Genomic DNA, 14273 nt, shown 5'->3' on the forward strand with positions numbered 1-14273 from the left:
CCGCCACATGGCGTGGAAGGACTCGCTCACGCGGAGCCGTCCTCGCGCATCGGGACGCGGACGCCCTTGGCCTCGGAGACCGACTCCGCGATGTCGTACCCGGCGTCGACATGCCGGATGACGCCCATCCCGGGGTCGTTCGTCAGCACCCGCCGGATCTTCTCACCCGCCAGCTTCGTGCCGTCCGCCACCGTCACCTGGCCCGCGTGGATCGAGCGGCCCATCCCCACGCCGCCGCCGTGGTGGATCGACACCCACGACGCTCCGGACGCCACGTTGACCATCGCGTTCAGCAGTGGCCAGTCGGCGATCGCGTCGGAGCCGTCGAGCATCGCCTCGGTCTCGCGGTACGGGGAGGCCACCGAACCGCAGTCGAGGTGGTCGCGACCGATGGCGAGCGGAGCCTGCAGCTCGCCACTGGCGACCATGTCGTTGAAGCGCTCACCCGCGCGGTCCCGCTCGCCGTAGCCCAGCCAGCAGATACGGGCGGGAAGGCCCTGGAAGTGGACGCGCTCGCCGGCCATCTTGATCCAGCGGGCCAGGGACTCGTTCTCCGGGAAGAGGTCCAGCATCGCGCGGTCGGTCTTCGCGATGTCCGACGCGTCACCCGAGAGCGCGGCCCAGCGGAACGGGCCCTTGCCCTCGCAGAACAGCGGACGGATGTACGCGGGGACGAATCCGGGGAACGCGAACGCCCGGTCGTAGCCGGCCAGCTGGGCCTCGCCGCGGATCGAGTTCCCGTAGTCGAAGACCTCGGCACCGGCGTCCATGAAGCCGACCATGGCCTCGACGTGCTTCGCCATCGACTCGCGGGCCCGGGTGGTGAACCCGGCCGGGTCCTTCGCCGCGTACGACGCCATGTCGTCGAAGTCGACGCCGAGCGGGAGGTACGACAGCGGGTCGTGGGCGGAGGTCTGGTCCGTCACGATGTCGATCGGGGCGCTCTCGGCGAGCATCCGCGGAAGCAGTTCGGCGGCGTTGCCGAGCAGGCCGATGGAGAGCGGCTTGCGCTGGTCGCGGGCCTCGGTGGCGAGCTGGAGGGCGTGCTCCAGGCTGTCGGCCTTCACGTCCAGGTACCGGTGCTCGATACGGCGCTCGATCGCGCGCGGGTCGCAGTCGATGCAGATCGCGACGCCGTCGTTCATGGTCACGGCGAGCGGCTGGGCGCCGCCCATTCCGCCCAGACCGGCGGTCAGCGTGATCGTCCCGGCCAGTGTCCCGTTGAACTTCTTGGCCGCGACCGCCGCGAAGGTCTCGTAGGTGCCCTGGAGGATTCCCTGCGTACCGATGTAGATCCAGGAACCGGCGGTCATCTGGCCGTACATCGTGAGACCCAGGGCCTCCAGACGGCGGAACTCCTCCCAGTTCGCCCAGTCGCCGACCAGGTTCGAGTTGGCGATGAGCACGCGCGGCGCCCACTCGTGGGTCTGCATGACGCCGACCGGGCGCCCGGACTGGACGAGCATCGTCTCGTCCTGCTTCAGCGTCCGCAGTGTGCGCACCATCGCGTCGAAGGAGCGCCAGTCGCGGGCCGCCTTGCCGGTGCCGCCGTAGACGACGAGCTTGTCGGGGTGCTCGGCGACCTCCGGGTCGAGGTTGTTCTGGAGCATGCGCAGCGCGGCTTCCTGCTGCCATCCAAGGGCGCTCAGTTCCGTGCCACGCGGTGCCCGTACGGGGCGGGGTCCAGACATGCCGATGCCTCCTCGAGTTGAATCATCTATTCACATCCTGGCGCCCTGAATAATTTCAGTCAACAGGGCGAGGGTGCGAAGACGGGTGATTGACTGGCGTCCATGGCTTCAGACCGTCGCGATCAGGCCGTACGCGCGGCCGTAGAGCAAGGTCTCCTCACGGAGGCCGAGCCCGTCACCGCCCTCCTCGACATCGCCGGCATCCGCGCCTCCGCCGCCGCCCTCAAGGCCGCCTTCCAGGAGATCACCACCGCCCCCGTCCTGCATGCCTTCGCCGTGAAGGCCGCCCCGCTGGTGCCCGTGCTGCGGCTGCTGGACTCGGAGGGCATCGGCGCGGAGGTCGCCAGCCCCGGCGAGCTGGCCCTGGTCCGCGCCGCCGGGGTGCGGCCCGACCGGATCGTCCTCGACTCCCCCGCCAAGACCCCCGCCGAGCTGCGCGAGGCCCTCGACCTCGGGATCGCCGTCAACGCCGACAACCCGCAGGAACTCGACCGGATCGACGCCCTCGTCGGATCCGGTCCGAGCCGGTCACCGCTCGGCCTGCGGGTGAACGCCCAGATCGGCGCCGGCGCCATCGGAGCGCTGTCGACCGCCACCGCGACGTCGAAGTTCGGGGTGGCGCTGCGCGACGAGGGCGCCCGCGCCTGGGTCGTACGCGCGTATGCCGACCGCCCCTGGCTGACCCGGCTGCACACCCACTCCGGCTCGCAGGGGCTGACCCTCCAGCTGATGGCACAGGGCGTACGGGCCCTGTACGACCTCGCCGAGGAGATCAACGCGGCCGCCGGGCGCCGGCAGATCGACACCCTCGACATCGGCGGCGGGCTGCCGGTCAACTTCGGGTCCGACGAGGAGACCCCCACCTTCGCCGCGTACGCCCGGCTGCTGCGGGACGAGGTGCCCGGGCTGTTCGACGGGCGGTACGGACTGGTCACCGAGTTCGGCCGCGCGCTGCTCGCCAAGCACGGCACGGTCCTCACGCGCGTCGAGTACGCCAAGACCGCGGGCGCCCGGCCCATCGCGGTCACCCACGCGGGCGTCCAGATCGCCACCCGTACCGTCTACGACCCCGAGTCGTGGCCGCTGCGGATCGCCGCGTACGACGCCAAGGGGCTGCCCAGGACCGGTCCCGCCGTCGTCCAGGACATCGCCGGGCCGGCCTGCTTCGCGGGCGATCTGCTCGCCGCCGGGCGCGCGCTGCCGCGGCTGGAGCAGGGCGATGTGGTGGCTGTCCTGGACACCGGCGCGTACTACTTCAGCAACCACTACGCGTACAACAGCCTCGCCCGCCCCGGCATCCACGGATTCCACGCCGGCCCGGACGGGGTGCGCTTCGTGACCGTGCGGGCCGCACAGACCGTGGACGAGATCGTCGCGGAGTCCGGGGGTGCCCTGGCGGACGCGCTGCTGTAGCGGGCGGCTGCCGCACCCCGGTGGTTCCATGGACCCATGACCAGCAGAAGTGTCGTCGTCGAGCGCCGGATCGCCGCGTCCTCCGGGCGGGTCTGGGAGGCCCTGACGGACCTCAAGGGCGCGGAGCGCGTGCTCAGCGGGGTGCAGAAGGTCGAGGTGCTCACGGAGGGCGGCTTCGATGTCGGCACGCGGTGGCGTGAGACCCGGCGGATGCTGGGCAAGGAGGCCACCGAGGAGATGTACGTGACGGTGAGCGAGCCGCCGGAGCGCTTTGTGGTGGAGGCCGACAACCACGGCGCCCACTATGTGTCCGTGTTCGCGCTGCGGGCCGACGGCCCGGAGACGACGACCGTCCGGATGACGTTCTCGGCCGTGCCGCCGGGAGGCGTGAGGGGGCTCCTCGCCAAGGTGTTCGGCCGCCTGGGCGAGCGGGCCGTGGCCAAGGCGATCGAGCGGGATCTCGCCGACGTCGCTGCGGCGGTGGAGGGCCGCGGCTGACGCTCGTACGGCCCAACCGCCCGGACGGCAGGCATCACGGGCGACCTGACGGGCAGAAACCTTTTCACCGGCAAACGGGAGAGGTGCCACATGGCCACGTCCGCGACCACCGAAGCGCCGGGCCAACAGCCGTCACTCAAACGGGCCATCGGCCCGAAGCTGCTGATCCTGTTCGTGATCGGCGACATCCTCGGCACCGGTATCTACGCCACGACGGGCAAGGTCGCGGGCAAGGTCGGCGGCGCGCTGTGGCTGCCGTTCGCGATCGGCTTCCTGGTGGCGGTCATGACGGCGGCGTCGTACGTCGAACTCGTCGGCAAGTACCCCAAGGCGGCCGGCGCCGCGCTCTACACCCAGAAGGCGTTCAAGCTCCCCTTCCTCACGTTCATCATCGCCTTCATGGTGATGTGCTCCGGGCTGTCCTCCGCGAGCGCCGCGGCCCGCGCGTTCAGTGGGGACTACTTCCAGGAGTTCACGGACGCCATCCCGCCGACCGCCGTCGCGATCCTGTTCATCCTCGCCCTCGCCTCGCTCGCCCTGCGCGGTGTGTCGGAGTCCGTGAAGACCAACGTGGTGCTGACCCTCGTCGAGCTGACCGGCCTGCTGGTGGTCCTCGCGATCGGGGCCTGGGCGGTGTTCTCCGGCGGCGGGGAGCCTTCCCGGCTGGGCGACTTCGAGGCGGAGGGCACGGGATTCGCGCTGATGACGAGCGTGCTGGGCGCCACCGCGCTCGGCTTCTTCGCCTTCGTCGGCTTCGAGGACTCGGTCAACATGGCGGAGGAGACGAAGGACCCGGTCCGCACCTTCCCGCGTGCGATCTTCACCGGCGTCGCCGTCACGGGCACGATCTACGTGCTGGTCGCGCTCGTGTCCTCGCTGCTCGTCCACTACACGACGCTGGAGAAGTCCAGCGGACCGCTTCTGGAGGTGGTCAAGGCGGGTGGCGTCGCCTTCCCGCCGAAGCTCTTCGCCCTGATCGCCCTGTTCGCGGTCACCAACTCCGCGCTGATCAACATCATGATGGCCTCGCGGCTCTGTTACGGCCTGGCCAACGAGAAGGTCCTGCCGCCCGGCATGGGCCGGGTGCTCCCCAACCGCCGTACGCCCGTCACCGGGATCATCTTCGTCACCCTGATCGCCATCGGCCTGGTGTCCACGGGCGAGATCGAAGGCCTCGGCGACACCACGGCCTTCCTGCTGCTCTGCGTCTTCGCCGTGGTCAATGTGGCGGTGCTGGTGCTGCGCAAGGACCCCGTCGAGCACGAGCACTTCCGTACGCCGACGGCTCTGCCGGTGCTCGGGGCGATCACATCGGTCATCCTGGCCAGCCCACTGTCGGACCGGGCGGCGGACGTCTACATCCGGGCCGGGGTACTGCTGGCGATCGGGATCCTTCTCTGGGCCGTCAACAAGGTGTGGATGAAGGTCCGCCACGAGGAAGAAGCGGCCCGAGGCTGAGGAGGGCCGAGGGTTGAGGAGGGCCGGGGACTGATCAGGGCGGGGACTGATCGGGGGACTGATCGGGGCGGGGCCGAACCGGGCGGCGCGGACCTTATCGGACCGCAGGCATGTTCCGATGGAAAATGCCAGAACTCCCACCTGGCACCACTCCGGTGCGTAACCTCTCGACTACGGGCGTACGTCCGAGCCGTTCGCACACGTGCTGGAGGGGGATTTCCGCGTGCCCGGAATCGACGAGTGTCTGCTCCAAGCCATGCGGCTGCCCGGGGTGCGCGGCGCCGCCCTCGTCGACTGGACCAGTGGACTCGCCCTCGGCACGGTCGGGGACGCGGCGGGCGACGACCACGAGACGGCGGCGGCCGAGACCGCCGAACTGGCGCGCATGGCGGCGGAGCACCCCACCTTCGCCCCGGTGGGCGCCGTCGAGGGCCAGGGCGGGGACCCCGGCAAGAACCCTCCGGTCGAGGATCTCGTCGTCACCACCCGCACGTGTTATCACGTCCTGCGCTTCGTCGAGACGAGCTTTGACAGCAGCGTCCTGCTCCATCTATGGCTCGACCGCGCGGAGGGCAACCTCGCCCTCGCGCGGCTGCGGATGCGGGACCTGACCGAACGGCTGGTGCTGGAGTGACCGTCTCCCCGATGCTGCTGCGGCTCTCCGCGGAGCGGGCCACCGGGGCGCTGTTACGGGACCGGGGGACGCTGTACCTCGTCGACGGCCAGGTGGTGCACGCCGAAAGCCCGGCCGCGCCCGGCATCGACGTGCTGCTGACCGCGTCCGGCCGGCTGCGCTCGGACGGCTGGCAGGAGGCCCTCCGCGAGGCCGGGGCACTCGGCCGGGTCGGCCGCCATCTGGTGGACAGCGGCCGGCTCACCGGCGGCGAGCTGGAGATCTGCCACCTCGGCGCGCTGTACGACGCGGCGTTCTTCGCGCTCGCACCCGGCAGCGGCCCCTCCCGGTTCCGTTACGGGGTGGCTCACTGGATCGGCCCCGTACGGCCCGTACCGGCCGAGGCCGTCGAGCGGGAGACGTTACGGCGCCGGGCCCTGCTCGACCGGCTCTGGGCGCATCCGGAGACCGACACCGCGCCCGTCGTCCCCACGCCCCGGCCGTCGGGCGTACGGGCCGCCCCGCGGCAGCGTGCCGTGCTCGACCTGGCGGACGGCGTACGCACGCCCGCCGACATCGCGAGGGCCCTGGGCCGCCCCGCGTTCCACACCCTGATCGATGTGCGCCGACTGGCCGCGGCCGGTCTCGTCGAGACCCCGCGCACCACCGCCATCGCCCCCGTACCGCCCCCCGATGTCGCCCGGGTCATGGAGGACTCCGTCGATCCGGACGTCGCCCTGCTCCGCCGGCTCCGTGACGCCCTGGAGGCAACGCTGTGATGCGCGCGATGAGACAGCGCGCCGAGAGGAGACAGCTGATGACCGCGAGTACCGGAGTCCTCGACGAACTGCACCGGTTGAGGACCCGGTTACCGCAGGTCACCGGTGCCCTCGCGGCCAGTGTGGACGGTCTCGTCCTGGCCAGGGACACCCCGGACGCGGAAGCGGAGACCGTCGCCGCGCTGACCGCCGCGGCGCTCGGCGTGGCGGTGCGGCTCACCGAGGCGACCGGCCAGGGCGGCTTCCGCGAACTGCTCGTACGCGGCGAGAGCGGCTATGTGGCGACGTACGCGGCGGGGGCCGCGGCCGTGCTCACCGTCACGGCCGAGCCACGCGTCAACGTCGGCCGGCTGCACCTCGAGGCCCGAAGAGCCGGTGCACGCATAGGCGAACTCGTCAACGGCGCGCTCGAACGCCCCTGACCCCCGAACACACCATCCATCCCAATGAGTTCAACCGACAGGAAAGGCACCACCATGGCCAACACCGAAACCACCCTCAAGGAAGCGATGTCCACGATCGACGGCGCCGTCGGGGCCGCTCTCGTCGACTACACCAGCGGCATGGCCCTCGGCACGATGGGCGGCGGTAAACATCTCGACCTGAGCGTGGCGGCCGCGGGCAACACCGATGTGGTGCGGGCGAAGCTCCGCGCGATGGAAATGCTCGGCCTCCAGGACGAGATCGAGGACATCCTCATCACGCTCGGCTCGCAGTACCACCTGATCCGTCTGCTCAAGGCGCGCGGCGGCAACGGGCTGTTCCTGTACATGGCCCTCGACGCCAAGCGGGCCAATCTGGCGATGGCCCGCCACCAACTGCGCAAGATCGAGGCAGAACTGGAGGTCTGACGGTCCGACGGACCAAAGGTCCGACACCTGGCCGATGCCCCGCCGACCGCTCAGCGGCGCCGTGCCCCGCCCGGGGCCGCGTCTCCGGCGGCGGGGCCGGTGGTGCGGTAGCCCTTCACCTGGGCGCCGGCCGGCCTGCCCTTCGTCACCCAGTCGGTGCGCACCCACAGAAGAGTCTCCGCGGCGCGCTCCCGCCGGCCCAGGGCACACGCCTTGACCCAGAGTCCGGCACCGGCTCCCGCCAGAAGCAGCCCTCCCGCCGCCGGGACGGCGAACGCGCTCGCCAGGGCGACGGCGAACGCCGGCAGCAGCCACCAGCGGTGCGCGCGCCGCCAGTTGCGTGCCGTCACGGCCCGGTCCTGGAGGAAGTCACCCCGGGCGGCCCGGGTGGCCGCACCCTCCAGCGCCCGGTAGTTGCTCCTGCGGACCGATGCCACGACGGCCGCCGCGATCAGGAACAGCGCAGCCCCGCCGTACAGTCCGATCCTGCGCCCGGTCAGCCCTTCGGGCACCAGCCCGATGCCCGCGGCGAGGGCGCCGAGCCACATCATCGGGGCCGCTCCGGCCCGTACGATCACCGCAACTCGCGCCAGTGTGTGGCCTCCGCGACCCACGCCCCTGCTCCCTTCACGCGTATGCCCTTCGGGCGCGGAGAGTAGCCCGGGTTTCTGAGGAACGAGTGAGAAGGACCCCGGACCGGCACGTTGAGTCCATGAACAGGACCCGGGACCAGCACGTTCAGTCCATGAACAGGCCCCGGTCCGCCGCCCGCACGTCGAACTCCTCCAGCCGCGCCTGCGCGTCCGGGAGGTCGTCGCACATCGCCTCCAGCAGCACCCGGCCCAGCAGCATCGGCGCGCACGCCGTGTCGAAGGCCAGGCCAGTGCCGACCGCCGCCGGGATCAGCAGATCGCTGTGGGCGGCGACCGGCGCGAAGGCCGAGTCGGCGACCGTGACGACGGACAGTCCAGCCGAGCGGGCGTACGCGAGCGCCTCGACGACCTCCTTCGGATGGCGCGGCAGGGCGAAGCACAGCAGCGCGCTCGCGCCCGCGCGGCGGGCGGCGTCGATGCGGTCGGCGAGCATCGTGCCGCCCTCGTCGAGGAGGCGTACGTCCGGGTGGACCTTGGCCGCGAAGTACGCGAAGCCGCGGGCCTGCGAGGAGGCGGCGCGCAGGCCGAGGACCGGCAGGGGGCGGGAGGCGGCGAGCAGCCGCCCGGCCTGCTCGACGGGGGCCGGGTCGGCCAGCATCTCGGCGAGGTGCCGCAGATTCTCGATCTCGGCGTGCACCGCCTGCTGGTACTCGTTGAACGCGTCCTTGTCCGCGGCCGGTTCGGCGGGCGCCACCTCACGCAGATGGCGGCGCAGCGCCGGGTAGCCGTCGAAGCCGAGCGCGACGGCGAAGCGGGTGACGGAGGGCTGGCTGACCCCGGCGAGCTCGGCCAGCTCGACGCTGGACAGGAAGGGCACATCGCCCGCCCGGCGCACCATGCAGTGGGCGATACGGCGCTGCGTGGGCGTGAGCCGGTGCCCCTCGAAGAGCTGCTGCAGTCTTGCGGCAGGGCTGCTGTTGTCGTTCATGCCGTCCCCCAGGTCGTCTCACCGAACGTCCGGCTGCGTATTCAGCCACCAAGAACTCTGCATGACATTATGCAGGCCGGGCAAGGGACGCCCGCCGATCAGAGTCGACGCAGTGGACAAGCACTTCCCCGAGGACCCGGAGGACGGCGCGAACGCCTGGGCCGCGGCAAACGGTCTCACCGAGAAGGCCGGACAACAAGGCCTGACGACAGGGGGGCCAGCCCCACTGACGGGCCGGTCCGCGCTCCCTACTGTGGGGAGCATGGACGCACGTGACCACGAGCTCACGAAGGAGCTCGACGCCACCCTTCACGCCCGCCGAGAGCTGGGCAGCGAGTACGAGTCGGCGCTCATCGAGTCGTTCCTCGAGAAGGTCGAGCAGCGCATGGACGCCACCATCGACCGCGGCGTCCGGCGCCGGCTGGCCGAGCGGCGGACGACCGCTGCCCGGGGCGCGCGCCCCGGGCAGCCCGGCACCGGATCCGGCTTCGGCGAGCGCTTCGGCCTCGGGATCGTCACGATGGTCCTCGCGGTGCCGCTGTCGGCGATCGGTGCGGTGAACGCCGGCATCGAAGGCCTGGTCGTCACCTGGGCCGGCATCGTCGGCGTCAACGCGGTGTACGCCTTCCGCGGCATGCCCTGGTTCGGCCGCCGGACGAAATCCGACTGGGAGGACTGAGGCGTCCCGCGCCGCGTCGAGGGTGCCGCCGGGGACTCAGGCCTGCCGTGTCGGCAGCACGATCACCTGCCGCAGGTTGATGTGGCGCGCGCGGCTGACGGTGTAGGCGATGAGGTCGGCGACCTCCTCCGACGTGACGATCTCGACCGATGCGAGCAGCGCCTCCAGCTGGCCGTTCAGCTCGGGGTCGGTGATGTGGTCGCGCAGCTCCGACTCGACGAAGCCCGGCTCGATGTTCGTGACGCGTACGTCGCGCGGGCCCAGCTCGGTGCGCAGCGACTCCGAGAGATAGGTGAGCGCCGCCTTCGACGCCCCGTACACGGCGTAGTTCGGGAAGGTGATGTGCGCGGCGATCGAGGAGATGTTGACCAGGTCGGCCGGCTTGCCGTCGGCGGCCGCGGCGACCAGATCACCGTTGAAGGCCCGGATCGTCCGCAGGACGCCCGTCACATTGGTTTCGAGCGTCCGCTGCCACTCGTCGATGCGGCCTTCGTCGATCGCGTTGGGCAGCATCACCCCGGCGGCGTTGACGACCAGGTCGACCGGTCCGTACTCCTGGTGGATCCGCTCGACCGCGGCGGCGACGGACGCGTCGTCCGTGACATCGGCGGTGACGGCGAGGGCCTGTCCCCCGTCGGCGGTGATCTTGTCGGCCAGCTCCCGCAGCCGCTCGCTCCGGCGGGCCAGCAGCGCCACCCGGGCGCCGTGCGCGGCGAGCAGCCGGGCGGTGGCGGCGCCCATGCCGCTGGCGGCGCCGGTGACGACGGCGGTGCGTCCTGCGAGGTTCTCGTAGCTCATGGCTTCTCCCGTACGGGGTCGGTGGTGGATACGCACCACTGTCCGCGCCGTACCCGCGCCTACCCAGGGCTGAGCTTTTCCTGGGTCTGCCAGTACCAGGCTCCGCACCCCGCTCCCGGCCTAGGCTCGTCCCATGGACGGTGACCTGGGAGATTTCCTGCGCTCACGGCGCGCCCGCATCCAGCCCGAGGAGGTGGGGCTGACCTCGCACGGGCGGCGCCGCGTGCCAGGACTGCGGCGCGAGGAGGTCGCGCAGCTCGCTGGCGTCAGCGTCGACTACTACATCCGCCTGGAGCAGGGCCGCGGGCCGGGGGGCACCTCCCGGACGAAGTCCGGGGGAGTCTCCGACGCCGTACTGGACTCGATCGGGCGCGTACTGCGCCTCGACGAGACCGAGCAGGCGCACCTGCGGGACATGGCCCACCCGAAGCGGAGGAGGAGCAGTACGTCGCGGGCGTCGCAGACGGTGCGCCCAGGGGTGCGGCTGCTGCTCGACGGCATCGGCTCCGCGCCGGCCTTCGTCTTCGGCCGGCGCCTGGACGTCCTTGCCTGGAACGCGCTGGGGGACGCGCTCGGCGGGTACTCCCGTTTGGAGCCCGTCGCCCGCAACATCGCCCGGCAGGTCTTCCTCGACGAGCGGACCGCTGATCTCTACCCGGAGTGGGACGCCGTCGCCGCCGAGACCGTCGCGTGGCTGCGCCTGGTCGCGGGCCGCCATCCCGAGGACCGGCGGCTGAGCGAGCTGGTCGGCGAACTGTCCCTGAAGAGCGAGGACTTCCGGCGGCTGTGGGCGGACCACCAGGTCAAGGAGAAGACGCACGGGATCAAGCGGATGACCCACCCGGAGGTGGGCGAGCTGACGCTCCCGTACGAGACGCTCACGCTCCCCGGCGACCCGGACCAGATGCTCGTCGTCTACACCCCGGAGCCCGGCTCGCCCACGGCGGAGCGGATCGCGCTCCTCGGCTCGGCTTCGGCTTCGGCTTCGGCTTCGGCTTCGGCTTCGGCTTCGGCTTCGCAAAAGCGGTACCAGCGCGACACGTTGACGCAGCACCCGCTTAACACGCGTCCGGCACAGTGAGGGGTGTCGGCGTCAAGGACCTCCGGAGCGGCTCCCGGACCTCCATGGACGCCCGGACGCGGAGTCGGCCCTGAACCCGGACCGCGTCCCTCGCGGGGACCGCCGTCGTCCCGCCCCCCGGGTCTCCCGGGGGTGCGGCGGTCCCCGCGCACCACTTCTTCCGCCGTGCGGCTACTTGGCCCCGGTCCTGGCCAGGAACGACAGCAGGTCCTGGCGGCTCACCACGCCGGTGGGCTTGCCCTCGACCAGCACGATCGCCGCGTCCGCCGCACCGAGCACGGACATCAGATCGCCCACCGGCTCACCGGAGCCGACCTGCGGCAGCGGCGCGCTCATGTGCTTCTCCAGCGGGTCGTTCAACGACGCCCGCTGCGTGAACAGCGCGTCCAGCAGCTCCCGCTCCACGACCGAGCCGATGACCTCGGCGGCCATGACGTCCGGGTGCCCGGCGCCCGGCTTGACGATCGGCATCTGCGAGACGCCGTACTCCCGCAGGACGTCGATGGCCTGGCCGACCGTCTCCTCGGGGTGCATGTGCACCAGCGACGGCAGCGCGCCCTCCTTGTGCTCCAGGACGTCGGCGACCCGCGGCTCGTCGCCGGCCTGGTTCAGGAAGCCGTAGTCGTTCATCCACTCGTCGTTGAAGATCTTCGAGAGGTAGCCGCGCCCGCTGTCCGGGAGCAGCACGACCACGACGTCGTCCGGGCCGAGCCCCTCGGCGACGCGCAGTGCCGCGACGACGGCCATGCCGCAGGAGCCGCCGACCAGCAGGCCCTCCTCCTTGGCGAGGCGGCGCGTCATCTGGAAGGAGTCCTTGTCGGACACGGCGACGATCTCGTCCGTGACGTTCGGGTCGTAGGCGGTGGGCCAGAAGTCCTCACCGACGCCCTCGACCAGGTACGGCCGGCCGGAACCGCCGGAGTAGACGGACCCCTCGGGGTCGGCGCCCACGATCCGCACCGTGCCGCCGCTGATCTCCTTCAGATAGTTGCCGGTGCCGGAGATGGTGCCGCCGGTGCCGATGCCCGCGACGAAATGGGTGATTTTCCCCTCAGTCTGCTCCCACAGTTCGGGACCGGTGGTCTCGTAATGCGAGCGCGGGTTGTTGGGGTTGGAGTACTGGTCGGGCTTCCAGGCACCCGGCGTCTCCCGCACCAGACGGTCCGAGACGTTGTAGTACGAGTCCGGGTGCTCGGGGTCGACCGCCGTCGGGCAGACGACGACCTCGGCACCGTAGGCGCGCAGCACATTGATCTTGTCCGTGGACACCTTGTCCGGGCAGACGAAGATGCACTTGTAGCCCTTCTGCTGGGCCACGATGGCAAGGCCGACGCCCGTGTTGCCGCTCGTCGGTTCGACGATCGTGCCGCCCGGCTTGAGCGCGCCGCTCTCCTCGGCGGCCTCGATCATGCGCAGGGCGATGCGGTCCTTCACCGATCCGCCGGGGTTGAAGTACTCGACCTTGGCGAGCACCGTCGCCTGAATGCCCGCGGTCACGCTGTTGAGCTTCACCAGCGGGGTATTGCCAACCAGACTGATCATCGAGTCGTGGAATTGCACCGTAAGTCTCCGGGATCTCCGTAGTGGTTCCGCCAGCGTATGCGTACGGGAGCGAGATTGGGCGACGGTCCTTGCGGGGCACTTAGCTCTTGTACGACTGCACGGCTACGAGGAGGTGGCTGGGACTGTGTCGAGGGCGAGGGTGGCGCGGCGCATCGCGGCAGGCGCGGCATACGGCGGCGGGGGGATCGGCCTGCTCGGCGCTGCGACGGTGACTCTTCTGCTGGCCGAGGTACAGCTGGCAAAAAGATCCGTGGGGGGTGGCACCGCGCCCTGCCCACCCGGCTCGGACGGGCTGTACGGCACGGCTTTCGGGCTGTCCGATCCGCTGCGGCTGGTCCTTCTGGGCGACTCGACAGCAGCCGGTCAGGGGGTCCGCCGAGCGGGCCAGACGCCCGGGGCGCTGCTGGCCTCCGGACTTGCCGCGGTGGCGGAGCGCCCGGTGGACCTGCGGAACGTGGCACAGCCGGGGGCGATGTCCGACGACCTGGAGCGGCAGGTCTCGCAGGCGGTCCAGGACCCGGCCCGGCCCCCCGACGTCTGCGTGATCATGATCGGGGCGAACGATGTGACGCACCGCATGCCGCCGACCCAGTCCGTGCGGTACCTGTCGGCGGCGGTGCGCAGGCTGCGTACGACCGGCGCGGAGGTGGTGGTGGGCACCTGCCCGGATCTCGGCACCATCGAGCCGGTGTACCAGCCGCTGCGCTGGCTGGCCCGCCGCGTCTCCCGGCAGCTCGCGGCGGCGCAGACGATCGGCGTGGTGGAGCAGGGCGGCCGTACGGTCTCGCTGGGCGATCTGCTGGGACCCGAGTTCGCGGCGAACCCGCGCGAGATGTTCGGCGCGGACAACTACCACCCCTCGGCGGAGGGGTACGCGACGGCGGCGATGGCGGTGCTGCCGACGCTGTGCGCGGCGCTGGGGCTGTGGCCGGAGACGGACCGGCTGGACGCCGACCGTCACGAGGGCATGCTGCCGGTCGCCAAGGCGGCGGCGGAGGCGGCGAGCGAGGCCGGTACGGAGGTCACGGGCGCCCGTGCCCCGTGGGCGCTGCTCAAGCACCGCAGACGGCGGCGGCTGCCGGTGCCGGGGGAGCCGGAGCCCGCGGCCCCGGCGACCAGGCATGCCGAGGTCCACGAGGCCGACTGACCCGTGCCGAGGCGAGACGCCGACCGACCCGTGCCGAGGCGAGACGCCGACCGACCCGTGCCGAGGCGAGACGCCGACCGACCCGTGCCGAGGCGAGACGCCGACCGACCCGTGCCGAGGC

15 protein-coding genes are annotated in these 14273 nt (G+C 71.4%); 10 read left to right on the plus strand and 5 right to left on the minus strand.

All coding sequences use genetic code 11. The features are described from left to right. Positions 1-26 precede the first annotated feature (26 nt). The gene (hutU, locus tag ACWGI8_RS13925; RefSeq protein WP_453660712.1) at positions 27-1691 is read right to left on the minus strand and encodes a urocanate hydratase; all 1665 of its coding nucleotides are present in this window, start codon (positions 1689-1691) and stop codon (positions 27-29) included. A gap of 102 nt (positions 1692-1793) precedes the next feature. On the opposite strand from hutU, the gene ACWGI8_RS13930 reads away from it, so the two are divergent. From ACWGI8_RS13930 to ACWGI8_RS13960, 7 genes are all read left to right on the plus strand, one after another. Continuing rightward, positions 1794-3104: a diaminopimelate decarboxylase gene (locus tag ACWGI8_RS13930; protein ID WP_453660713.1), complete on the plus strand. Its 1311-nt coding sequence runs from the start codon at positions 1794-1796 to the stop codon at positions 3102-3104. 36 nt (positions 3105-3140) lie between these two features. Beyond that, positions 3141-3602, plus strand: coding sequence for an SRPBCC family protein (locus ACWGI8_RS13935; RefSeq protein WP_453660715.1), 462 nt, complete (start codon positions 3141-3143; stop codon positions 3600-3602). Positions 3603-3692: 90 nt separating this feature from the next. Further along, the gene (locus ACWGI8_RS13940; RefSeq protein ID WP_453660717.1) at positions 3693-5060 is read left to right on the plus strand and encodes an APC family permease; all 1368 of its coding nucleotides are present in this window, start codon (positions 3693-3695) and stop codon (positions 5058-5060) included. Positions 5061-5283: 223 nt separating this feature from the next. Beyond that, positions 5284-5694, plus strand: coding sequence for a hypothetical protein (locus tag ACWGI8_RS13945; protein ID WP_453660719.1), 411 nt, complete (start codon positions 5284-5286; stop codon positions 5692-5694). A gap of 11 nt (positions 5695-5705) precedes the next feature. Next, the gene (locus ACWGI8_RS13950) at positions 5706-6452 is read left to right on the plus strand and encodes a transcriptional regulator (RefSeq protein WP_453660747.1); all 747 of its coding nucleotides are present in this window, start codon (positions 5706-5708) and stop codon (positions 6450-6452) included. A 38-nt stretch (positions 6453-6490) separates the two neighbouring features. Next, complete coding sequence (locus ACWGI8_RS13955; protein WP_453660721.1) at positions 6491-6874, plus strand: roadblock/LC7 domain-containing protein; 384 nt, start codon at positions 6491-6493, stop codon at positions 6872-6874. A 54-nt stretch (positions 6875-6928) separates the two neighbouring features. Continuing rightward, on the plus strand, positions 6929-7303 hold the full coding sequence (locus ACWGI8_RS13960) for a hypothetical protein (protein ID WP_453660722.1): 375 nt from the start codon (positions 6929-6931) through the stop codon (positions 7301-7303). Between the two features lie 50 nt (positions 7304-7353). Here ACWGI8_RS13960 and ACWGI8_RS13965 read toward each other — a convergent pair whose 3' ends face one another. Both ACWGI8_RS13965 and ACWGI8_RS13970 read right to left on the minus strand, forming a co-directional pair. Beyond that, a complete protein-coding gene (locus ACWGI8_RS13965) occupies positions 7354-7917 on the minus strand; it encodes a hypothetical protein (RefSeq protein WP_453660724.1) in 564 nt (187 codons plus the stop codon). Between the two features lie 124 nt (positions 7918-8041). After that, positions 8042-8884, minus strand: a complete 843-nt coding sequence (locus tag ACWGI8_RS13970) for a MurR/RpiR family transcriptional regulator (protein ID WP_453660726.1) — start codon at positions 8882-8884, stop codon at positions 8042-8044. 262 nt (positions 8885-9146) lie between these two features. On the opposite strand from ACWGI8_RS13970, the gene ACWGI8_RS13975 reads away from it, so the two are divergent. Continuing rightward, on the plus strand, positions 9147-9563 hold the full coding sequence (locus ACWGI8_RS13975) for a hypothetical protein (protein ID WP_453660728.1): 417 nt from the start codon (positions 9147-9149) through the stop codon (positions 9561-9563). Between the two features lie 36 nt (positions 9564-9599). On the opposite strand, the gene ACWGI8_RS13980 is transcribed toward ACWGI8_RS13975, so the two are convergent. Beyond that, positions 9600-10361, minus strand: a complete 762-nt coding sequence (locus tag ACWGI8_RS13980) for an SDR family oxidoreductase (RefSeq protein ID WP_453660729.1) — start codon at positions 10359-10361, stop codon at positions 9600-9602. A gap of 133 nt (positions 10362-10494) precedes the next feature. Between ACWGI8_RS13980 and ACWGI8_RS13985 the strand changes: the two genes are divergently transcribed. Continuing rightward, positions 10495-11442 (plus strand): helix-turn-helix transcriptional regulator, encoded by a 948-nt coding sequence (locus ACWGI8_RS13985; RefSeq protein ID WP_453660730.1) that lies wholly within the window; start codon positions 10495-10497, stop codon positions 11440-11442. 171 nt (positions 11443-11613) lie between these two features. Here the strand turns inward: ACWGI8_RS13985 and ACWGI8_RS13990 are convergent, their stop codons facing one another. Further along, on the minus strand, positions 11614-13002 hold the full coding sequence (locus tag ACWGI8_RS13990) for a cystathionine beta-synthase (protein ID WP_453660732.1): 1389 nt from the start codon (positions 13000-13002) through the stop codon (positions 11614-11616). Positions 13003-13144: 142 nt separating this feature from the next. Between ACWGI8_RS13990 and ACWGI8_RS13995 the strand changes: the two genes are divergently transcribed. Next, complete coding sequence (locus ACWGI8_RS13995) at positions 13145-14152, plus strand: SGNH/GDSL hydrolase family protein (protein WP_453660749.1); 1008 nt, start codon at positions 13145-13147, stop codon at positions 14150-14152. Positions 14153-14273: the final 121 nt, after the last annotated feature.

The organism is Streptomyces sp. NPDC054841, from assembly GCF_053611045.1.